We start from the raw sequence: 22263 nt of genomic DNA, 5'->3' as shown, positions 1-22263 counted from the left end.
AACCTTCCGGCAGGCGAGTGTGGGGTCAAAGACCAGGTCGGCTAAGCAAGAGCTTTTTACAGAGCCTGCATAAGGTGTGCGGCTTTAAAAAACAAAAGGGTGAGGGGATATCTCTAATGGCGTTCCAGGACAAAACTCTAAAATGCAAGGACTGTGGGTGTGACTTTATCTTTACGACCGGTGAACAAGAGTTTTATGCAGAAAAAGGGTTTGAAAATGAACCGGCGCGTTGCCGCGATTGCCGCGATGCGAAGAAAAGAAGCCGCGAAGGCGGCGAAAGCCAAGGAGCTCAACGGGAAATGCATGAAGCCGTATGTGCAGAATGCGGTGTAACTACAAAAGTACCGTTTAAACCTCGCAATGATCGTCCTATTTACTGCCGCGATTGCTTTAACGCAAAGAAATCATATTAATCTAACGACATTACGCCCGGCTATAGCAGCCGGGCTTTTTATATTATGGCTTTTAGCCGGTGGGATTCGTGTTTGCCGATGTCCTATAAAAATCTTCTATTATGAAGGTGAAATATGGATGGTTAATTGTTAGAAAGAAACAAATTGACCTAGTTGATTTTGTGATAGTTGTAATGTTGTAAACCGGTATTCGAAATATAATGCCGGTTTATTCATTTTTTTCGTAAAAAGTGATTGCGTAATAATACGGACAAATGTATTATCATAGTATGCACTTGTGTGACAAGCAACAGGGCGCTAATTAGGGGGAGGGAATGGATTTGTCGAAGAAATTGATTGCAGGTTTGATGTTAGGAATGTTCGTACTGGCCTTAGGGCTTGCGGGCTGTGGCGGCCAGAAGCCGGCGGAACCGGCTAAGCAAACCGTGTTAAAGGTAGGCTCCGATACTGCTTACGCACCATTTGAGTTTCAGGATGAAAAGAGCAAGGAATATGTCGGCTTTGACATGGAATTAATCCAGGCTATTGGCAAACAGATTGGAGCCAAGGTAGAAGTGCAGAGCATGAACTTTGACGGTTTGATTCCGGCCTTGGAAGCAGGCAATATTGATGCCGCTATTTCCGCCATGACCATTACGGAAGAACGCGCCCAGAAGGTGAATTTCAGCAAACCCTATTATAAATCAGGGTTGACGATTGTTGTAAAGAGTGACAACAGTGCTATCAAAGGCTTTAAAGATCTGGAAGGCAAGAAGATTGCCGTACAAATCGGTACGACCGGTGCTGACGAAGCTAAGAAGGTAAAAGACGCTCAGATCCGCGAATTTAATACGGCGCCTGAAGCGTTCATGGAATTGAAAGCCGGCGGTGTAGATGCCGTAATCAATGACCGGCCGGTTAATGACTATTACATCAAGGAAGCCGGCGGTAAAGACGCCAAACAAGTGGGTGATCCACTGACTTCGGAAGACTATGGCATTGCCGTGGCCAAGAAGAACACCGAATTGGCTGAAAAAATCAATAAGGCTATTGATGAACTCAAGAAAAACGGCGAGTTTGATAAAATCTATCAAAAATGGTTTGGTACAAAATCCTAATATTTCGAGAGAGCCCGGCTACGTGCCGGGCTTTTTTTAATTAAAGGAGAAAAAAGGAAAAGTCCATTCTACAGAGAAAAGTAGCGTCTTTTTGCGGGAAAAGTCTTGCCTAAATATACATTAACCTGTATAATTATAACTATGTGGTGAGCGTTTAATTCTACATAATATTGAAACGGGAGGGACCAATGTGTCTAAAAAAACAATTGTATATTTAGTCGTGGCTGCTTTGGTGGCGCTGTTCGGTCTCGCTGGCTGCGGCGGACAGAAGCCGGCGGCCAACGAAGGCAAGGCTACTGTCTTAAAAGTGGGAACGGAGCCAAGTTTTGCACCGTTTGAGTTTCAGGATGAAAAGAGCAAGGACTATGTAGGTTTCGATATGGACCTGATCAGAGCGATCGGCAAACAAATGGGTGCGGAAGTGGAAATTCAGAGCATGGGCTTTGACGGTTTGATTCCGGCTTTGGAGGCAGGCAATATCGACGTGGCTGTTTCCGGTATGACGATCACCGAGGAACGGGCTCAAAAGGTGAATTTCTCCAAACCGTATTACAAATCCGGTTTGACCGTTGTGGTTAAAACAGGCAATAATACAATTAAAGGCTTTGGTGACCTGGAAGGTAAGAAGATTGGCGCTCAGATCGGTACGACCGGGGCGGAAGAAGCCAAGAAGATAAAAAATGCGCAGGTTCGTGAATTCAATACCCCCCCCGAAGCGTTTATGGAATTAAAAGCCGGCGGTGTGGATGCTGTGATCAATGATAAACCGGTCAATGATTATTTCATGAAAGAAACCGGCAGCAAGGATGCCCAACAGGTCGGTGAACCGCTGACTGCCGAGGATTATGGTATAGCCATGTCCAAGAAAAACACCGAGCTTGCTGATAAGATCAACAAAGCGTTGGATGAACTGAAACAGAATGGCGAGTATGACAAAATTTATGAAAAATGGTTTGGTAAAAAACCGTAATCATTGAAAAAAATACGAGCTGTTTATTGCAAAGGCGCAATTATTTCCATTGCGCCTTTTTGCGCGTTTTAGGGACAGAAAAGCATTGACACATTTTGACGGACATGTATATAATTTATTGCAGAATGTACATAAAGTACGGACTTTTATTATTGATGAGCAAGGGTGGAGAACATGAATTTTGATTTTAATTTGGTGGTAAACTCCTTTCCGCTGCTGTTGCTAGGGGCTGGCGTAACGCTGCAGATCAGCCTGCTCAGTGTCGGCTTTGGTTTTTTCATCGGGATGTTTGTCGGCATGGCCCGTCTGTCGAAAATTTGGGCGGTCAAGACGTTGTCCTTGATTTATGTTGACTTTATCAGAGGAACGCCGTTACTGGTTCAGATTTTTATTATTTATTTTGCACTGCCTATCGTGGCAGGGCAGCGGATTGACCCGTTTGTTGCGGCGATAACGGCCTGTAGTATCAACAGCGGGGCCTATGTGGCGGAAATATTCCGGGCCGGTATTCAGTCGATCGACCGTGGACAGATGGAAGCCGGTCGCTCGCTGGGCATGACCTGGGGTCAGACGATGCGTTACATTATCCTGCCGCAGGCTTTTAAGCGCATTATTCCGCCGTTGGGCAACGAGTTTATTGCCATGCTGAAAGACTCCTCCCTGGTCTCCGTAATCGGCTTTGAAGAATTAACCCGCCGCGGCCAGCTGATTATTGCCCGCACGTACGGTTCGTTTGAGATTTGGCTGACAGTGGCGTTTATTTATTTAATTATGACCCTGACGATTTCCCGCCTGGTGGATTATCTGGAGCGGAGGTATAAGATTGATGATAAACATTAAACAGGTGCATAAAAAATTCGGCAAGCTTCACGTTTTAAAGGGCATTGACGCCCACGTAAAAGAACGGGAAGTGGTTGTGATTATCGGACCCAGCGGTTCCGGTAAAAGCACGCTGCTGCGCTGCATTAATTATTTGGAACAGCCTACGGAAGGCGAAATTATCGTGGATAAAATCCCTTTGACCAATGAGGCTAACATCAACAAGGTGCGGGAAGAAGTGGGCATGGTGTTTCAGCGCTTCAACCTGTTTCCCCATATGACGGTGTTGGAAAATATTATGCTGGCGCCGGTTAAGGTACGTAAGACGGCCAAAGAAGATGCCCGGCAAATTGCGCTGGATCTCTTGGTTAAAGTGGGTCTGGCGGACAAAGCCGATGCCTATCCGGAGCAGCTTTCCGGCGGACAGCAGCAGCGGGTGGCGATTGCCCGAGCGCTGGCCATGCGCCCGAAGGTCATGCTATTCGACGAGCCGACCTCGGCGCTGGATCCGGAAATGATCAATGAGGTGCTGGACGTTATGAAGGCGCTGGCCCGTGAGGGAATGACTATGGTGGTGGTTACCCATGAAATGGGCTTTGCCCGTGAAGTCGGTGACCGGGTTATCTTCATGGACGAAGGCCGGATTGTGGAAGAAGGCACGCCGGAGGCCTTTTTTAACGGTGCTAAGGAAGAGCGTACTAAAACCTTTTTATCGAAGATTTTGTAATTTCTGAAAGAAATTGGCCTTATTGGCCTAGCTTATTGACAGATATAACCATCTATGTTATAATTCATCCTGTGGTCAAAGAGACCTGTAGTTTATTTTAGGAGGAGTTTCACAATGATTGGTAAAGTTAAATGGTTTAGTGCAGAAAAAGGCTATGGCTTCATCGAAAGAGAAGATGGCGGCGACGTTTTCGTTCATTTTTCTGCTATTCAAGACCAGGGCTTTAAAACCTTGGCCGAAGGTCAACAAGTTGAGTTTGATATTGTAGACGGAGCTCGCGGACCTCAAGCGGCTAACGTTCTTAAAGCATAATTTTCTTGTTAACCAATACCCGGCATGTTTTTACATGCCGGGTTTATTAATTTTTACTAGTAGTTTGTCAGCCTTAAAAACGGTGGAATAATGGCCAGGCTATTTTTCGCAGCACAAGGCGGAGAAAGAAGGTATACCGAGAGTATGCTGACTGACGACAACGAAGTGATGGGGAAAATATACCGTCAGTATTTACTGGATTAAGACTGATAAAGTACTGGTAGTTCGCCAACTTTAAAAGCGCAGGTTAAATTTACGGAGATTTTGCTCAAGGCAAGATGGTGAGACTCGGCTATCAATAGCGGTAAGCCGACGACACCAGAGCTTTGCGGCAAAAAATCCGTAAGGATATTGTAGCTTTAGAGTTTGTGGATCACTCGGATAAAGGAGCTGGAGAGATTGTTGAAGCGAACTTTGCAAATGGGTTTGTTGTTATGTGTAGCACTTATTTTTTTTACCGGTACGGCTCTGGCAGCGTACCAAAACGGTATTCCTATCCTGCTCTACCATCATATTGAACGCGTGCCCGGCGAGGATCCGGAACTGGGTGTTTCGCCTGCCGCGTTTGATGAGCAGTTGGCAAAGCTGAAAGCTGCCGGGTTTACCACCATCTCGCTGGATGCCTTCTACGCCTATATGCGGCACCAGCCGGTCAAGCTGCCGGAGAAGCCGCTGCTGATTACCTTCGATGACGGCTATGAGGATAACTACACCGAGGCGGCGCCACTGCTGCAGAAATATGGCTTTCAGGCCGTATTGTTTATGGTTGGCGTTAATGTTGACAAGCCTGACCGCTTGTCTGCCGTCCAAATTCGTGACATGAATAAGCAAGGCTGGAACATCGCCGCTCATACCATGACTCATCCTGACTTGACCAGACTGGACAAAAAGTCGCTGGCCCGGGAACTGGGCGGCAGTAAACGGACAATAGAACGGTTAACCCGTCAACCGGCCGGTTTTCTAGCCTACCCTGGCGGTTTTTACGATCTGCCTGTATACCAGGCGACTCAGGCGGCCGGCTATCAGGGGGCATTTACCGTACTGACCGGGCTGAATCACCCGGACCGGGATAACCTATACCTTTTGCGACGCATTCCTATTTTTAAGTCGACCGATTTTGACACCATTCTAGCCCGGTTGATTGCCAACCAGCCTAAAGCCTCCTTATTCGACTACAGTGAGGAGCTTCCCAAGGAACAACAAAAATAATGTGCAATCCAGAGTTTTCCGACAGGAATTTTTCCATCAATGGGGAATACTACTTATATGACTCAGGAAAGGGGATGGGGTAAATGGCAATAAATGTACGAGGTAAAAACATTGAAATTACGCCGGCCTTAAAAGAGTACGTAGCGAAACGTGTCGGTAAAGTGACGAAGTATTTTGAAACACTAGGTGAAATTACTGTTGTCCTCACTGTGGAAAAGGGACGTCATATCGTGGAAGTGACCGTGCCGATTAACGGCATGTTGCTCAGAGGAGAAGAAGCCACCGCCGATATGTATGCCTCGATTGATCTGGTAATTGAAAAATTAGAAAAACAAATTGAAAAATATAAAACTAAACTGGCCCGCAAACTGCGTGGCGGAATCTTCAAAGGCGAATTTGCAGCAGCAGCTCCGGCGGTACCGGACGCGGTGGAACACGAAGAACTTAAGGTAGTGAAAACCAAACGTTTTGCCGTGAAACCGATGAATGTGGAAGAAGCCATTCTGCAGATGAATCTGATTAATCACGACTTCTATGTGTTCAGCAATGCGCAGACCGAGGAAGTCAACGTTATCTACCGCCGCAAGGACGGAAGATACGGCTTGATTGAGCCGGAATTCTAAGAAATCAGCAGTTCTCAACTGAATCATATTATTGGAAGAGACTGTACCTTCTGGTAGTATAAAAAATCCCCGTCAGTTCCACTCGGAACCGGCGGGGATTTATCGCGTTTATTATGGAATTATCAGATAATTTGCAAATTTTTTTAGTCGTTCACCTATTGAAAAACACGCCCTAAGGATTTAGCGGTGACGGACTGCTGGTTACCGGTGTTTGACTGCGGCGGGATAAAATGATTTCCGCCAAAGTTGCGGCTTCCAGCTCCCGGGCCTTCTGGGCGAAGTCCTGGCGGGTGATTAGGTTCTTTTCGATCAGCAGCTCCAGCAGGACAGAGATGGACAGAGTGTTTTTATAGTCTATTTCTTTCAAATCCGCCAACTGACCGATCATCTCCAATTTTTTCATAAAACAGACCACCTTTATGCATTTTTTTCTTTATTGGGTGCGTCAAATTGTGATAAAATACATGTGTGTATATTGTATTCAAAATTTTGTTTTTACAATATGGAAAACGGGTCGCAATAATACAATTCTATACTAGTATAGCCAAATTTGGATGTATTTAAACGGGGGGCCTGCCAGTGACTGGATTTCAGAAAAGTGAACATACGGAGATCATTCAGATTGACCGTAAAAAATGTAAGGGATGCGATTCGTGCAAGCAGTTTTGCCCGACCAATTCCATTGAGGGTAAGTACGGCACGACGCATCATGTCAATAATGAAACCTGTATTTCCTGTGGACAATGTTTGATCAACTGTCCCTTCGGGGCCATCCAGGATCTGGTGGACCCGGTAGATACGGTCATCGCCAAGCTGAGGGACCCGGCGGTGACAGTGGTGGCCTCCAATGCGCCGTCGGTCAGAGTGGCTATCGGTGAGGAATTCGGAATGCCTCCCGGCACACTGGCGACGGAGAAACTTTATGGCGCTATGAAACAGGCCGGCTTCAAAGTGATTGACACCAACTTCGCTGCCGATAACACCATCATGGAAGAAGGCATGGAACTGGTGGCCAAGATTCGCCAACAGGTACTGGGCGAACCGTCGGAGCATCCCTTGGGGCCGCTGCCCCAGTTTACCTCCTGTTGTCCGGCCTGGGTGCGGTTTACCGAACTGAATTATCCTGAAATCTTACCGCACCTTTCGTCAGCCAAATCACCGCTGATGATGGCCGGGGCGGTCGCCAAAACCTACGGGGCCAGAGATATCTGGCAGGTTAAACCTGATAACATGTATGTAGTAGGCATCATGCCCTGTACGGCGAAAAAATTCGAAGCATCCCGTCCGGAATTTCACAGTGCCGCCGACTATTGGCAAACACAAGGCGCCACTTCAGAATATCCCGATGTTGATACCGTACTGACAACAAGGGATTTGGCACGGTTGTTCCGTAAATTGCATATTGACTTCGCGGCAATAACAGAGTGGTCCGATGAAGATAATCCCCTGGCACAGTATAGCGGCGCAGGTGCTATATTTGGTGTGACCGGGGGCGTTATGGAGGCGGCACTACGGACCGCCTCCTTTGTTATTACCGGCAAGGAAATGACCAATCTGGAGTATACGCCGGTCCGCGGCCTGCAGGGCGTCAAGGAGGCGGAAGTGGTACTGACTGATGCCAAGACCGGCAAGGACATCCATCTTAAGGTAGCTGTCGTCCATGGTATCAAAGCTAATCTTCGGCCGGTTGCCGAGGCGGTGGCGGCGGGAACCTCGCCTTACCATTTCATTGAGGTTATGAACTGTCCCGGCGGTTGCATCAATGGCGGCGGACAGCCGATCAACCCGATGGGAACTTCCTGGATAGACAAGTATCGGGCCTTGTTGCCCTGGACCTAAGCTGAAGGAGAAGGTGTTACGATGGCACGGTATGATTATGTGGAAAAAACGGTAAAAATAACGCGGCGGGAGTTTCTGGCCGCCACCGGTGTGGCCAGTGCATTTCTGTGGAGCGGTGCCTATGTGGTCACCGATTTGGTGCAGGACCGGAGCAAATATATCAAACTGCGCACCCAGGGACTGTATAAGGATGATGTAAAGGCCAAGGTACGGCAAAGCCATAACAACCAGGCGCTGACCAATATGTATGACAAGTTTGCCGGTAAGCCGCTGGGGCCTTTAGCGGAAGAACTCTTTCATACCCGGTATATTGACCGGGCTAAATTGGTATAGGGGGGAAGTGTGGTGAACCATCATAAGGAAGAACATGCCCGGGTATTAAAACATCGCTGGCCGTCGCGGCTGTTTCACTGGGGTCTGGTGATCGGTTTTTTGCCGGCAGCCATAACCGGCCTGATTATCTGGCAGAAGCCCGGCAGTGAGGAATTTGTCAATTTGGCCATGCGGATTCATATTGTCAGTGCGGCCATTCTGACTATATCGGCCTTTACGTTTATGTTTACCGGTTTTGACCGCATTGTGGCCTTTTTTCGGCTGGTCTTGTCCTGGAGCCGTCATGATCTGGAGTGGCTGAAAATTGGTGGCGGCTATCTTCACAAAATTCTACTCGGCCGGGAAGTACCGGTGATGCCGATGGATAAGCTGAATTCGGGTCAGAAGTTGATGGGAGTAATTATGCTGGTCGGTGGTGCCTTCCTGACGGCTAGCGGCTGGCTGCTGTACTCGTTTATTCCCTTTTTTCCCAAGCTGTTTGTCTATTGGGTCGAATTCGGTCATCTGTGGATCGGGTTGGCAATGACGGCCTGCCTGGTGGGGCATATGTTTCTGGGCATCTACAATCAGGGCGAATTTAAAGCTATGTTTGGCGACGGGACCCAGCCGCTTTCTGAAGTGAAACACCACAATCCTCTGTGGGTGGCTCACAAAATCGAACGGGTAACGGGCAAAACTACAGAGGAACCCATGGAAAAGGGAGCCTAATCTTCCTGGCGGTTTAGCGATAGCTAAGCTGCCTTTCTTATTGTTAGGGCTTGTCTGTAAAGCTGTAGTTTACCAATAAACATTAGTACCTTATCAACCCTAATCTGTGAATACTGACGGTCTATTTTCTGCAAGCCTTCGTTGTCGTCAGTCGGCATACTAACGTTATGCCCCCTTCCTCCGCCTTGTCTCGCGAAAAATAGCCGCGCCATTATTCTTACAGTTTTAGGATTGACAAGGTACTAGGCTAAATTATTTTCATCGGATGGCCTATAGCGGTATATAATAAGCATGAGGTTTATTAGAAAAAATAAATTAATGGATAGAAAACAGCCAGTCTGTTTTTGACAGAGTGTCAATAGTCTGGTAAAATTTTATAATAGCGTGTATTGTATAATAGACGCACTATGGCAATGAACAAATCACTGCCACTGTCATAAAAAGATAAGGGAAGCGCTGTATAAGGAGCTGGTAATAATTGTTTAAGTTTCTTAAGAATATCTTTGGTGATGATAACGAAAGAGAAATTAAGCGTATGACGAAATATGTGGAGCAGGTCAATGGTTTGGAAACCGGGCTGCAGAGCCTGAGTGATTCCTCACTGTCGGCGAAAACCGGCGAATTCAAACGGCGCCTGGAAGATGGCGAGAGCCTGGACGATCTGCTGCCAGAAGCCTTTGCCGTAGTGCGGGAAGCGTCCCGCCGGGTATTGGGTATGCGTCATTTCGACGTCCAGCTGTTGGGCGGCATTACGCTTCATGGCGGTAACATCGCTGAAATGCGTACCGGTGAAGGCAAGACGCTGGTGGCTACGCTGCCGGTGTATTTAAACGCGCTGACCGGTAAGGGTGTTCATGTTGTTACGGTCAATGATTATCTGGCCCGCCGCGACAGCGAGTGGATGGCCAAGGTCTATAATTTCCTGGGACTGTCGGTGGGACTCATCGTGCATGGACTGGATTTTGCCCAGCGCCGTGCTGCCTATGCCGCCGATATTACCTATGGTACCAATAATGAATTCGGTTTCGACTATTTGCGGGACAACATGGTTATCCATGCCGATCAAATGGTACAGCGGCCGCTCCATTACGCCATTGTCGACGAAGTGGACAGCATTTTGGTCGATGAGGCGCGGACGCCGCTGATTATTTCCGGACCGGGGGAAAAATCCACCGACCTTTACTATGTGCTGGCCAAGGTAGTGCCTAAATTAAAGGAAACGGAAGATTACACTGTTGACGAAAAGGCCCATACTGTGGCGCCGACCGAAAGCGGTATTGCCAAGGCGGAAAAGCTGTTAAACATTAAAAATATGTATGAAAGTGAAAACATTGAATACTCCCACCATTTCAACCAGGCCCTGAAGGCTCACGGCTTGATGAAGCGGGACCGCGATTATGTGGTCAAGGACGGGGAAGTGGTCATTGTTGACGAATTTACCGGACGGCTTATGTTCGGCCGCCGTTACTCCGACGGGCTGCACCAGGCCATTGAGGCCAAGGAGGGCGTGAAAATCGAGCGGGAAAGTCAGACGCTGGCCTCGATTACCTTCCAGAACTACTTCCGTATGTATGAAAAGCTGGCCGGCATGACCGGTACGGCCAAGACGGAGGAAACTGAGTTCCGTAAGATTTACCGGCTGGATGTGCTGGTTATTCCGACTAATAAGCCGGTCAGCCGGCAGGATTTGCCGGATGTGATCTATAAAACGAAACGGGCCAAGTATAAGGCCGTTATTGAAGAAATCGCCCAATTGAACGCGAAAGGACAGCCGGTGCTGGTCGGCACCACCTCCATTGAGCAATCGGAGGACTTAAGCCAGCAGCTTAAGCGGCGTGGCATCATCCATAATGTGCTGAATGCCAAATATCATGAGCTGGAAGCGCAGATCATTGTCCAGGCCGGACAGCGCAATGCCGTGACCATCGCCACCAATATGGCCGGCCGCGGTACCGATATCGTGCTGGGTGAGGGCGTTCCCGAGCTGGGCGGCCTACATATTATCGGTACTGAGCGCCATGAAAGCCGACGCATTGATAATCAGCTCCGCGGCCGGGCCGGTCGTCAGGGCGACCCCGGCTCATCCCGCTTCTACCTGTCCTTAGAGGACGATCTGATGCGGTTGTTCGGGGCCGATAACATCGCCGGTATCATGGATAAGCTTGGTATGGAAGAGGATGAGCCCATTGAGCATTCGCTGATCACCAGATCGATTGAGCAGGCCCAGAAGAAAGTGGAAGGCCGCAACTTCGATATCCGGAAACATGTGCTCGAATATGACGATGTCATGAATCAGCAGCGCGAAGTGATTTATGGTCAGCGCCGTTCGATTCTGACCGGTGAAAACATGCGGGAAAATATTTTCCACATGATTGAGAAGCTGGCCGACCGGGGCATGGAGCTATATGCCGACGAGAAGCTTTTCCCGGAAGAATGGGACTATGTCGGGTTGATTGAATATATGGAAGGTCTGTTTGCCCCGCCGGGAACTCTGACGGAAGAACATCTCGCCAAGTTTAGCCGGGATGAGCTGCGGGAAGAACTGCTCAAAACAGCCACCGATGCCTACAATGCCCGGGAAGCCCTGTTTGGCGAAGACAACATGCGGGAACTGGAAAAAGTGGTCATGCTGAAAGTGGTGGACAGCAAGTGGATGGAGCACCTGGACGCCATGGATATGCTGCGTGAGGGTATCGGACTCAGGGCTTACGGCCAGCGCGATCCGCTGATCGAATATAAGATTGAGGCCTATGATATGTTCCAGCAGATGATTGATAATATCCAGGAGGATATTGTGAAATACATCTATCGCGTGAATATTGTCACCCAGCCGGAGGACCATCTGCAGCAGGCTCATGAAAGCCACGAAGAAATCTCGGCTGTAAAATCGGCCGGTGAGTCAGCCGGTGAATCGGCCGGCCATGAACCGCAGGCTGTTAAGGACGCTGTGGGACGCAATGATCTGTGCCCCTGCGGTTCAGGCAAAAAATATAAAAAATGCTGCGGTAAATAACCGCTAAACGAAAAGCTCCCACTTAACTGTAGTGGGAGTCTGCGCTGCCGCCCGTCTTTTCCCGTTTGCGGGGAAAGGCGGTTGTGCCGCTTTTAAACGGAGTTGCCGAAAAACATAAATTATTATTAGCGGCCCTGCCCGGCTTGCCCGGCAGGCGCTACAGGAGTTGAGATAACTTGCTATTGGAAGATTTACGGGTACAGATACAGGATTTAGGCAAGAAACTGGATGAAATGAGGGCTTCTCTTTGACGTAGCCGGTAAACAGGACCGGATTGCCGAACTGGAGAATCAGATCAGCGCTCCCGGTTTTTGGGATACGCCGGAAAAGGCCCAGACGGTCATGCAGCAATTGACTGGCCTGAAAGACAGCGTGGGGCAGTATGAGAACTTGCAAAGCCGTTATAGCGACATGTCGGTTTTATGGCAGCTGGGCATGGAGGAACAGGACGAAAGTGTCTATCCCGATGTGGTAGAGACAATCAAAGCGCTGAATCGTGATATTGAACATTTGGAGCTTTCCCTGATGCTGTCCGGTGAATATGACGGCAACAATGCCATTTTGACACTCCATGCCGGAGCGGGTGGCACCGAGGCCCAGGACTGGGTGCAGATGCTGCTCAGAATGTATGTGCGTTGGGCCGAGAAGAATGGCTACAAAGTGGAAACTATGGATTTTCTGGCCGGCGATGAAGCGGGGGTTAAAAGCGTTACGCTGCTGATTTCCGGCCGCAACGCCTATGGTTATTTGAAAGCCGAAAAGGGCGTGCACCGGCTGGTACGGATCTCGCCGTTTGATGCCAGCGGCCGCCGCCATACTTCGTTCGCTGCTGCCGATGTCATGCCGGAAGTGGACGATACGGTAGAAATCAACATCAATCCGGTCGATCTGCGGGTGGATACCTTCCGGGCCGGCGGTGCCGGTGGCCAGCACATCAATAAAACCGACTCGGCCGTCCGGATGACTCATTTGCCGACAGGGGTTGTCGTGCAGTGCCAAAGCGAACGGTCCCAGATCCAGAACCGCGAACAGTGTATGCGCCTCTTGCGGGCTAAGCTGTTTGAGCTGGAACGGCAAAAGCAGAGCGTTAAGAAAGCGGAACTGGGTGGCGAATACCAGGCGATCGAATGGGGCAGCCAGATCAGATCCTATGTGTTCCATCCTTATAATCTGGTGAAAGACCACCGGACTAATACGGAAACAGGCAATACCCAGGCTGTCATGGACGGCGAGCTGGATTTGTTTATTGAAGCGTATTTACGGAGCGGTTTGTAAAGAATAACAAGGGGGCTTTTGTCTATGTCCAAGCGCCTTGCAGCGATAATTCTGAGCCTTTTGCTGGTGCTGGCTGTGACCGGTGAATGGCTGTTGCCTTCTCTTTTATCCCAGGCGGTTTCGCACGGCCTGATGGATGTACTTAACAGCAGCCAGGTGGTGGCCCGTTTAGAACGACGGCCGGCACTCTTGATGCTGGGCGGCGGATTTGATACAATTACGCTGGATGCGGTTCAGGCGAAAACCGACAAGCTAACCTTTAGCGAGCTGCATGCTGTACTGACCGATGTGCGGCTGGACATGGAGGCGCTGGTGAGCCGCCGGGCGGTCGTGCTGCAATCGGTGGGAACGGTCGACCTGTCGGCAGTGATTACGGCAGAAGAACTGGCCGCCTATCTGAATCAATCGGTTAAAGGCATAAAAAATGCCGTTGTTACCATCACGCCGGAAAAAGTCCAGGTAAGCAGCAGCTTTTCCATCGGCGGCTTTGCCAGCCTGGCCATCACCCTGGATGGAAAAATTGTCGGAGACGGACAGAAAATTAAGTTTGTTACCGAACGGTTTTTACTCAATAACAACCTGGTTGGAAACCTAGGCGGTGCGGTATTGGCGGAAATTCCGCTGGTGGATTTAAAGAAGCTTCCCTTCAATGTCGGTGTCCGTGATATTGTTATGGAGCATGGCAAAGTGACTCTCCACACGGATAATCGCCCTCGCTAGAACCTTATCGGCACGGATTAAGACTGACAAGGTACTGCAGGAGGGTTCCCCTGGACAGGAGACGAATTTTATATTATGTTTCTTTTGGAGTTATTTGATAAAGGTGGAGAGATTGTTGACGGAATACAGATATAATAAACTACTTATTTTATGCATAGCTGTCGGCTTCCTGGCAGCACTGGCCATCGGCTGGCAGCGTCACGGCCTGGAGGAGAACAACTCGCGGGTTGAGCTGGTCATGGATTATGAGGATATTACCGGGCTGGCGCAAATCGAAGGCGTTCCTGTGCCGGAGCTGATGCACCAGTTCAAGGATGCGGGGATTACCTCGCTGGCCGTATACGAGACCACGCTGGAAAAGCTGAATAAAAGCGGTAAAATCCTGGCTGTGCCCGGCTCTCAACTGCTCCAGCAGTACCGGACGGGCTCGATGAATGATCCGCGCTGGCGGAACTTTATTGAGGCGGGACGTATTTTACCGGAGGATGTGTACATTGTGGGTCAGGATCCCCTGACCTTTGCCGAGGTGAAGAGTGACCTCCTGCGCCGGCTGAGCCCGGAGCGGGTTGTTGTGCTGGAAGAGGGCACTGCCCCGGTACTAGCTGTCAAAGCCAGCTTTGAAAAACTGGAAAAGTGGAACTTAGGCCTGTCGACTGCCGAAATGAAAGAAGCGGCCGGCTATGGGTTTTATGTTGTGGCCCGGCCTACTAACTATAATAAGGTGACGGAAGACGACGTCGATGCCGTTTTTGACCGTCTCCGGGACATTCCCGGCGTCAGTTCGCTCATGTTTGTCGGCGATGAGGTACTGGGCTATCCGGATCTTCTGCCCCATACGGTAAAACGGATGCAGGAACAGCAGCTTACGCTGGACATGATTGAGCATCCGCTGCAGCTGCAGTTTCTAAAACAGGACGGGTTGTTGCCGTTGGCTGCCGCCAATCACTACCGGTCAGCCCGGGTATATGTCATTCCCAAGGACGAACAGCCCAAGTTAAAACCGGACGAAGCCATCCACCGCTGGGTATTGACCGACCAGGAGCGCAATATCCGGGTCAATCTGCTGCGAAATTATGAAAAGCCGGAGCTGGGTAAGACACTGGTGGAAACCAATCTGGACTATGTTGCCGGTGTCAGGGATGCCTTGCTGGAAAACAGCTTTACCATCGGGCCGGCTACTTATTTCCCCCCTTACTTCCCGTCAGCGTTGCTGTTAGCGTTGGTGATTTTCGGCACGACGGCGGCCGGGGTACTGTTTTTAACTTTGGTTTATCCTTTTAAGCCGCGGTATCAATATTTGCTGCTGGCGTTGCTTACCATTGGATTGAGCCTGCCGGTACTGGCTGGCGGTGGCACGTTGATCCGCCAGGCTACGGCCACTATGAGCGCCATTTTATTCCCTGTGCTGTCCATGACTTGGCAGCTTGACCGGTGGCGAGCCAACGAGAGTCTGGGTTCTAAAACAGGGCTGGGCCGCATGCTGGTACTGGGAACGGTGGGTCTGACTGTAACCGTGCTGCTATCCATTATGGGCGGTCTGTTTGTCGGTGCTGTGCTGGCCGATGTCCGCTTTTTATTGGAAATGGAGATTTTCCGGGGCGTTAAGCTGATTTTCGTGGCGCCGTTAGTGTTGATTACCTGGGTGTACCTGACCCGGTACAGCCTGTTTGAAGAGCAACTGCCGCTGGACCGGGCCGGCATCGGACGGCAAATCAGCAAAGTACTGAACTACCCTGTCTATTTAAAAACCTTACTGGGAGCGGCCTTTGTGGCGATTGCCGCCTGGGTGTATATCGGACGGTCGGGCCATACGGCCGGCGTACCGGTATCGGCACTGGAATTGAAGCTACGCTACTTTTTGGAGCAGGTCATGTATGCCCGGCCGCGGGGCAAGGAATTTGTGATTGGCCATCCGGCCTTTTACTTGCTGCTCATGGCTTTTTGCCGGCGTTGGCCGTCGACGCTGCGCTATTCTCTTGTCGTAGTGGCCACCATTGGCCAGGGCTCATTGGCTGAAACCTTCGCTCATATGCGGACGCCCATTTTCATGTCCTTTATCCGGGGACTGGATGGTTTGTTTATGGGAATTGTCTGCGGGATCGCCGCCTTAATCGGCGTACAGGTCCTTCACTATCTGCTGTTTGTGCTGGGAAGGAGACCTGCGGGACATGAGTAAGGTGCGTCAGATTGTTATATCCGGTTATTACGGCTTTGCCAATGCCGGCGATGAAGCCATGCTGGCGGCGATGATTGAAGCATTGACCGAGCTTGACCCGGCTATGAACATCATTGTCCTTTCCGGCAATCCTGCCGACACCCGGCAGCGGCATGGCGTAGAATCGGTATATCGCTTGAACTATCCCGAAATCATTCGCGTGCTGGCCAACAGCGATCTGTTGATTAGCGGTGGAGGCAGTCTGCTGCAGGATGTGACCAGTGATCGCAGTCTATATTACTATTTGAGTATTATGATGCTGGCCAAAAAGCTGAATACGCCGGTTATGCTCTATGCCCAGGGGATCGGCCCGGTTCGCGGCCGGCTGGCCCAGGCGGCTATGCGCTATATCGGCAACATGGTTGATATGATTACCGTACGGGATGAGGGGTCCCGCGAAGAATTGCGGCGCCTTAAGGTAACCCGGCCGCCGGTGCATGTTACCGCCGATCCGGTGCTGGCTATGCACCCGGTAGACCGGGAAATCGGCCGGGCTATTTTGCGCAAACATAATCTGGAGGGAGCGGCGCCGCTCATTGGCCTTTCAGTCCGGGAGTGGAAGGACTGGGAGCACTACAAGACGGTGATGGCCAAGGCGGCCGACGCGATTGTCGAGCAATTCGGGGCCCGGGTGGTGTTTATTCCCATGCAGTGCCCGGAGGACTTTGCCGCAGCAAAAAAAATCGTGGAACGCACTACCAGGGAAGTTCATGTTCTGACCGAAGAATATACCACATATGAATTACTGTCACTGGTTGGCAATCTGGATATGCTGATCGGTATCCGGCTGCATGCGCTGATCTTTGCTGCCGTTATGCATGTGCCCCTGGCGGGCATCTCCTATGATCCGAAAATCGACCGTTTTTTGGAATGTCTGGGTGAACAACCGGTAGGCACATTAAAATCCATTACAGTGGAGACACTAATAGCTACGGTGAGGGAACTGTGGGCGGAAAGACAGCGTCCTAACCGGCCTTGGGAAGAGCGAATGAATGGGCTCCATGAAAAAGCCTTCCGTAGTGCGGAACTGGCGTTGGAGTTAATCGGTAAACGACAGAGGTAGGAAGATGAACAGAGCGTTACTAAACTATCTGGGGATTGTCGTGGGGGCGGCTATTACCGCCTTAGGGCTGAATATGTTTTTGATTCCCAACAAGATCGCGGCAGGCGGTGTCAGCGGGTTAGCCACTGTGCTGCATCATCTGCTGGGCGTGCCGGTTGGATTGACCATGATCGCCTTCGATGTGCCTTTACTGCTCATCAGTCTAAAGGTGCTGGGGCCACGTTTTGGCGTGAACACATTGCTGGGCGCTGTGATTCTGGCCTTGTCTATCGACGTTAGCGCTCCCTATATTCCGGCCTTGACCCATGACTTGCTGCTCAGTGCCTTATATGGCGGTGTTATCAGCGGTTTGGGGCTGGGGATTGTTTTTCGCTCGCAGGGTACAACGGCTGGGACCGATCAGATTGCGGCTATTATTAATAAACTTTTTTCTATTCCGATTGGTCAGGCCCTGATGATGGTGGATTTTTTCGTCATTGCGTCCGCCGGCATTGTGTTTAAAAGTGCCGAACTGTCGCTATACGCTTTGATTTCCCTGTTTGTAACAAGCAAACTTATTGATCTGATCCAGGAAGGCCCCAGTTCCGCTAAGGTGTTTCTGATCGTGACGACCATACCGGAAACGATAGCGGACGCCATTTTGGCCGACTTGTCCCGCGGCGTCACGCTGTTTTCGGCCCGCGGCGGCTATACCAAACAGGCCGGTGAAATGGTCATGTGCGTAGTCAGCACCAGAGAGGTTACACAGCTAAAGCAACTGGTGTCCCAACTTGATGAAAAAGCCTTTGTGATTGTAGCCGACGCCCATGAGGTGCTTGGTGAGGGATTTAGCAAATAAAACGCCACTCTGCTGCATATGCATATAGAGGGCGTTTTTTTATGCCTGTGCCTCAATGTACAGGATGCTGCGGGAGGGGAAGACGTGAGACCATGGGGTACGGTGGTATATGTCGGCCGCCGTATGATCCGGCGGATGGCGGTAGCTGTAATCAGCCTGGCGGCTGTCGTCAAATTTGGTTCGCTGACCGGGATGGCCCTTTCCATGCTGGTCTCGCTGATTGCCTATGCGGCGGCCTTTGGCCTGGAATTTGCCGCGGGCTTTGTCCTACTATTGTTTGTCCATGAATGGGGTCATTTGCTGGCATCAAAAATTGTGGGACTCAGGGTATCCAATCCCCTGTTTATTCCTTTTATTGGCGCGGTCATCAGTCTGAAACAACGGCCGCAGACGGCTAAGATGGAAGCTAATATTGCAATTGGCGGGCCGGCGGCGGGAACGCTGAGCGCGCTCGTTTGTCTGGCCATTTACTTCTGGACTGACAGCACACTTATGCTGGTGATGGCCTATACGGCTTGCCTGCTCAATTTGTTCAACCTTATTCCCTGTGATCCGTTGGATGGCGGACGCATTGCTGCTGCCATTTCCCCCTTCATGTGGTGGCTTGGCAGCATCACTGTGGGCAGCTTGTTTCTTTATACCCAGAATTTTTTCCTGCTGCTCATTTTTATCGTATCCTTAATCCGGCTTTGGAAAAGTGAAACGGCCGGTTATTATTATGACATGCCGCCAGGTCAGCGGTTTCTGGTGCTGCTTTGGTATTTGGGGCTTTTGACGGTGTTGGGCGTGATGACACTGTATATTGCCGGTCTGCTGAAATAGGCCGAACCTGGTCAAGGGCTTTTTTCAAATTAGGCAAGAACTGTAGTGCGCTGCACATTCTGGAAAATTATCTTGCCGGGAACGTCCCGGCACCAGCAACAGACATAAGCTTGTAAGATTTTGGGTTTCTCTCAGGCGGCTTGAAGAGCCTGGGAGAAACACCTCACGGGAACCGTCCCCGGGATGTGGATAAGCTGCAGGATATTACCAGGAAATATCTGCAAATGCTACAGGAAAAGAAGGTTTTTTACCAAAAGCGTCAAATCATTAGAACAGTGTGGGCAAATTCGACGCTTTTTTGCGAAGCGTTTTTCAGGAGGAAGGGGGAGTGGCTATTGATACAAATGAACGGTGTTTCCAAAGTGTACAGCAACGGTTCTGTCGCCCTCTCAGATATTAATGTACAGATTGACAAAGGCGAGTTCGTGTTTGTCGTCGGGCCCAGCGGGGCAGGCAAATCCACCTTTATTAAACTGGTTTTCCGGGAAGAGCTTCCCACCCAGGGCGATCTGGTTGTCAACGGACGGAATGTCGGCGACCTGGAGCCGCAGGAAGTACCCTACTTACGGCGCGGCCTTGGCATTGTGTTTCAGGATTACCGCCTGTTGCCGAATCGGACTGCCTATGAGAACGTGGCTTTTGCCATGCAGGTGGTGGAGAGTTCTCACCGGGAAATTCAAAAACGGGTTCCCCATGTGCTGGACCTTGTCGGTTTACGCCAGAAGGCACGCCATTATCCGACGCAAATGTCGGGCGGTGAGCAACAGCGCATCGCTATTGCCCGGGCAATAGTGAACAATCCCGTTATTGTGATTGCCGATGAACCTACGGGAAATCTGGATCCGGAGACATCCTGGGAAATTATGAAAATCTTTGACCGGATTAATCAGAACGGCACGACCATTGTGATGGCCACCCACGATAAAACGGTGGTTGACGGCATGCGCAAGCGGGTCATTGCCATTGAAAAGAGCCGTATTGTCCGTGATGAAGCCAAGGGGGTATACGGCTATGAAGATTAGGACAATGGAGTATTTTATCCGTGAGGCTGTGATATCGCTGCGCCGGAACGGGCTGATGAGTTTTGCCTCGATCAGCACGGTGGCCTTGTCACTGCTGATTCTGGGTATGTTTCTGGTCATGGTACTCAATCTCAGCCATATGGCGTCCGCGCTGGAGTCACAGGTGGAAATCTCCGTCTATCTGGAGGATGGCTTGAACGATCTGGAAATCAGGGAAACAGGGACACGCATCACGAAAATTCCGGGGGTTTCCCAGGTGCTGTTTGTCAGCAAGGATGAAGCGCTGGAACGGTTTAAACAGCGGCTGGGAGATCAGCAGGGTATGCTAAGCGCCTTGGGCGACAGCAATCCGCTGCCTGATGCGTTTGAGGTCAAAGTGGACAAGCCCGAACAGGTGAAGCCGGCGGCCCAGGCCATTGCCAAGTTAAAAGGCGTGGAAAATGCCAAATTCGGTCAGGAAGTCGTCGAGCAGGTGTTTAATCTGGCGCGGATGATCCGGGTGCTGGGCGTCATTTTAATTGTTTTTTTGGCGCTGGCCGCCTTGTTTATTATTTCCAATACAATCAGGATTACCGTGTTTGCCCGGCGCAAGGAAATCGGCATTATGAAATATGTCGGTGCTACCGACTGGTTTATCCGCTGGCCGTTTTTAATTGAAGGAATGATTCTGGGCTTCGGCGGTGCTCTGGTGGCGGTATTGCTCCTCAGTCAAACCTACGGCGCCCTGGTATCGCAAATCTATCAGTCACTGGCGTTTTTGCCGGTCATTCCCCAATATCCGTTTATCAATCACATCAGCCTCTTCCTGCTGATAGTGGGAGCGGTAATCGGGGCCTTAGGCAGTACCATCTCACTGAAGAAGTTTATGAAAGTGTAGTCATTTGGCCGGGTTAAACAGTAGCGTTAGGTTCTTAAGCGAACCTAGCTTCTAATCCGGCCACGGTACTAATCGTGCGGGAGGGATTTCATGGTGACCATTCGCCGTTATCTGGCAGTGCTGCTGGTATTGCTTGTAGCCGTTCTTGCCGTTATGCCGGCTCTGGCTGACGAACTGGAGCAGAAGCAGCAGGAATTGCAAAGCATGCAGCAGCAGATGCAGCAGCAAAAGGAACGGGCTGCCAGAGCACAAACCCAAGTTAACAGTGTATCGGAAAGGCTTCGTTCGATACAGGGCGATCTCGATGTGGCACAGAAAGAGTATTCGGCCATTCAGGACCAATTAGAGGCAACGGAAAAAAAGATCGAAGTAAATGGTGAGATTTTGGCTAAGGCCGAGGATGATCTGGCCGATCGCAGCCAAGTTTTGAATAAAAGAATGCGCGACATTTATAAAAACGGTCAGGTTAATTATCTGGATGTATTGTTTGGTGCCAATGATTTTAATGATTTTGTGACCCGGATGGACATTTTGAAGCGAGTGGCCCGCCAGGATGTTGATCTGGTCAATAAGGTGAAGGCCGAACGTGAGCTGATCCTGGCTAAGAAGGCGGAACTGGAAACCGACCGTGCGAACATTGTGGACTTGAAAAAAGCGGCGGAGGAAAAGAAAGCTTTAATTAGCGCTCGCAAGCAGGAGCAGCAGAAAACGCTGGACAGCGCCATCAGTGAACGGGATCAGGCGGAAAGCGCTTACCAGGAACTGCAGGAAAATTCCCGTCAGATTGAGCAGATGATTCGTCGCATCCAGCCAGGCAATGCCGGTTCGGCTGGTGGATCAGGGGCTTTGATGTGGCCGGCCAGCGGACCGATTACTTCGCCTTTTGGCTGGCGGACGCATCCGATTTTCGGCACTGCCCGCTATCATAGCGGCATTGATATCGGCGCCGACTATGGTGACACGGTCGTAGCGGCCGACAGTGGCGTGGTAATTTTCGCCGATTGGATGGGCGGCTATGGCAAGGCGGTTGTTATCGACCATGGCGGTGGCGTTTCCACCTTGTATGGTCATAATTCCGAGCTGTTGGTGAGTGAAGGACAGCGCGTCAGCAAGGGACAGGCTATCTCCCGGGTAGGCGCCACCGGTTATGCCACCGGGCCGCACCTGCACTTTGAAGTGCGGGAAAACGGCAGTCCTGTTGACCCGATGAGTTATCTGCCGTAATACCTATGCGTTGAGCAGACGGTTGGGACGTATATTTTTATTGCATTGTGCATAAGATTGTTTACATGAAAGTTCGGGGCTGTTGTACCTTGTAGCAAGGGGCCGGTCTCGAACTTTCCTTGATGCGAATTGAGGTGTTGGTAT

At 50.4% G+C, this 22263-nt stretch carries 22 protein-coding genes; 21 read left to right on the top strand and 1 reads right to left on the bottom strand.

Annotated elements, in window-relative coordinates; translation table 11 throughout:
* Nucleotides 1-116 precede the first annotated feature (116 nt).
* From BMW43_RS05030 to hpf, 8 genes are all read left to right on the top strand, one after another.
* Nucleotides 117-413: a zinc-ribbon domain containing protein gene (locus BMW43_RS05030; protein WP_091744416.1), complete on the top strand. Its 297-nt coding sequence runs from the start codon at nucleotides 117-119 to the stop codon at nucleotides 411-413.
* A 320-nt stretch (nucleotides 414-733) separates the two neighbouring features.
* Complete coding sequence (locus tag BMW43_RS05025; RefSeq protein ID WP_091744662.1) at nucleotides 734-1510, top strand: basic amino acid ABC transporter substrate-binding protein; 777 nt, start codon at nucleotides 734-736, stop codon at nucleotides 1508-1510.
* Nucleotides 1511-1700: 190 nt separating this feature from the next.
* Nucleotides 1701-2480: a basic amino acid ABC transporter substrate-binding protein gene (locus tag BMW43_RS05020; protein WP_091744414.1), complete on the top strand. Its 780-nt coding sequence runs from the start codon at nucleotides 1701-1703 to the stop codon at nucleotides 2478-2480.
* Between the two features lie 174 nt (nucleotides 2481-2654).
* Entirely contained in the window at nucleotides 2655-3320 is a 666-nt protein-coding gene (locus tag BMW43_RS05015) for an amino acid ABC transporter permease (RefSeq protein WP_091744412.1), read from the top strand.
* The gene (locus BMW43_RS05010) at nucleotides 3307-4026 is read left to right on the top strand and encodes an amino acid ABC transporter ATP-binding protein (protein ID WP_091744411.1); all 720 of its coding nucleotides are present in this window, start codon (nucleotides 3307-3309) and stop codon (nucleotides 4024-4026) included. Before BMW43_RS05015 ends, BMW43_RS05010 begins: the two co-directional genes overlap by 14 nt.
* A gap of 114 nt (nucleotides 4027-4140) precedes the next feature.
* On the top strand, nucleotides 4141-4338 hold the full coding sequence (locus BMW43_RS05005; protein WP_091744409.1) for a cold shock domain-containing protein: 198 nt from the start codon (nucleotides 4141-4143) through the stop codon (nucleotides 4336-4338).
* A gap of 399 nt (nucleotides 4339-4737) precedes the next feature.
* Nucleotides 4738-5547, top strand: coding sequence for a polysaccharide deacetylase family protein (locus BMW43_RS05000; protein WP_091744407.1), 810 nt, complete (start codon nucleotides 4738-4740; stop codon nucleotides 5545-5547).
* A gap of 83 nt (nucleotides 5548-5630) precedes the next feature.
* Nucleotides 5631-6170, top strand: coding sequence for a ribosome hibernation-promoting factor, HPF/YfiA family (gene hpf, locus BMW43_RS04995; protein ID WP_091744405.1), 540 nt, complete (start codon nucleotides 5631-5633; stop codon nucleotides 6168-6170).
* A gap of 172 nt (nucleotides 6171-6342) precedes the next feature.
* Here the strand turns inward: hpf and BMW43_RS04990 are convergent, their stop codons facing one another.
* Nucleotides 6343-6573: a hypothetical protein gene (locus BMW43_RS04990; protein ID WP_091744403.1), complete on the bottom strand. Its 231-nt coding sequence runs from the start codon at nucleotides 6571-6573 to the stop codon at nucleotides 6343-6345.
* Between the two features lie 176 nt (nucleotides 6574-6749).
* Here BMW43_RS04990 and BMW43_RS04985 point away from each other — a divergent pair, with 176 nt between their 5' ends.
* The 13 genes from BMW43_RS04985 (at nucleotide 6750) to BMW43_RS04925 (ending at nucleotide 22119) form a co-directional block, all read left to right on the top strand.
* On the top strand, nucleotides 6750-8009 hold the full coding sequence (locus BMW43_RS04985) for a [FeFe] hydrogenase, group A (protein ID WP_091744401.1): 1260 nt from the start codon (nucleotides 6750-6752) through the stop codon (nucleotides 8007-8009).
* 21 nt (nucleotides 8010-8030) lie between these two features.
* Nucleotides 8031-8342 carry an iron hydrogenase small subunit gene (locus BMW43_RS04980; protein ID WP_091744399.1) on the top strand — a complete coding sequence of 104 codons (312 nt, stop codon included), beginning with the start codon at nucleotides 8031-8033 and terminating at the stop codon, nucleotides 8340-8342.
* Between the two features lie 12 nt (nucleotides 8343-8354).
* Nucleotides 8355-9050, top strand: a complete 696-nt coding sequence (locus tag BMW43_RS04975; protein ID WP_177173465.1) for a cytochrome b/b6 domain-containing protein — start codon at nucleotides 8355-8357, stop codon at nucleotides 9048-9050.
* A gap of 478 nt (nucleotides 9051-9528) precedes the next feature.
* Nucleotides 9529-12063, top strand: coding sequence for a preprotein translocase subunit SecA (secA, locus tag BMW43_RS04970; protein WP_091744395.1), 2535 nt, complete (start codon nucleotides 9529-9531; stop codon nucleotides 12061-12063).
* Between the two features lie 176 nt (nucleotides 12064-12239).
* Nucleotides 12240-13338, top strand: a protein-coding gene (prfB, locus tag BMW43_RS04965; protein ID WP_177173464.1) for a peptide chain release factor 2 whose coding sequence is annotated in 2 segments (ribosomal slippage) — nucleotides 12240-12311 and nucleotides 12313-13338 — 1098 coding nt in all. Because the reading frame shifts where the segments join, the coding sequence is not laid out codon by codon here.
* 24 nt (nucleotides 13339-13362) lie between these two features.
* Entirely contained in the window at nucleotides 13363-14058 is a 696-nt protein-coding gene (locus BMW43_RS04960; RefSeq protein WP_091744391.1) for an LmeA family phospholipid-binding protein, read from the top strand.
* A 115-nt stretch (nucleotides 14059-14173) separates the two neighbouring features.
* The gene (locus BMW43_RS04955) at nucleotides 14174-16234 is read left to right on the top strand and encodes a DUF5693 family protein (RefSeq protein WP_091744389.1); all 2061 of its coding nucleotides are present in this window, start codon (nucleotides 14174-14176) and stop codon (nucleotides 16232-16234) included.
* Nucleotide 16235: 1 nt separating this feature from the next.
* Complete coding sequence (gene csaB / locus BMW43_RS04950) at nucleotides 16236-17336, top strand: polysaccharide pyruvyl transferase CsaB (RefSeq protein WP_091744660.1); 1101 nt, start codon at nucleotides 16236-16238, stop codon at nucleotides 17334-17336.
* Between the two features lie 4 nt (nucleotides 17337-17340).
* Nucleotides 17341-18174, top strand: a complete 834-nt coding sequence (locus BMW43_RS04945; protein WP_091744387.1) for a YitT family protein — start codon at nucleotides 17341-17343, stop codon at nucleotides 18172-18174.
* 84 nt (nucleotides 18175-18258) lie between these two features.
* Nucleotides 18259-18996 carry a site-2 protease family protein gene (locus tag BMW43_RS04940; protein ID WP_091744385.1) on the top strand — a complete coding sequence of 246 codons (738 nt, stop codon included), beginning with the start codon at nucleotides 18259-18261 and terminating at the stop codon, nucleotides 18994-18996.
* Nucleotides 18997-19331: 335 nt separating this feature from the next.
* On the top strand, nucleotides 19332-20018 hold the full coding sequence (ftsE, locus tag BMW43_RS04935; protein ID WP_091744658.1) for a cell division ATP-binding protein FtsE: 687 nt from the start codon (nucleotides 19332-19334) through the stop codon (nucleotides 20016-20018).
* Entirely contained in the window at nucleotides 20008-20895 is an 888-nt protein-coding gene (gene ftsX, locus BMW43_RS04930; RefSeq protein WP_091744383.1) for a permease-like cell division protein FtsX, read from the top strand. The genes ftsE and ftsX overlap by 11 nt, the downstream gene beginning before the upstream one ends.
* Before the next feature lie 90 nt (nucleotides 20896-20985).
* Nucleotides 20986-22119 (top strand): murein hydrolase activator EnvC family protein, encoded by a 1134-nt coding sequence (locus BMW43_RS04925; protein WP_091744381.1) that lies wholly within the window; start codon nucleotides 20986-20988, stop codon nucleotides 22117-22119.
* Nucleotides 22120-22263: the final 144 nt, after the last annotated feature.

The organism is Propionispora vibrioides (assembly GCF_900110485.1).
Lineage (GTDB): Bacteria > Bacillota > Negativicutes > Propionisporales > Propionisporaceae > Propionispora > Propionispora vibrioides.
This window is presented reverse-complemented; position numbering and strand designations above follow the sequence as displayed.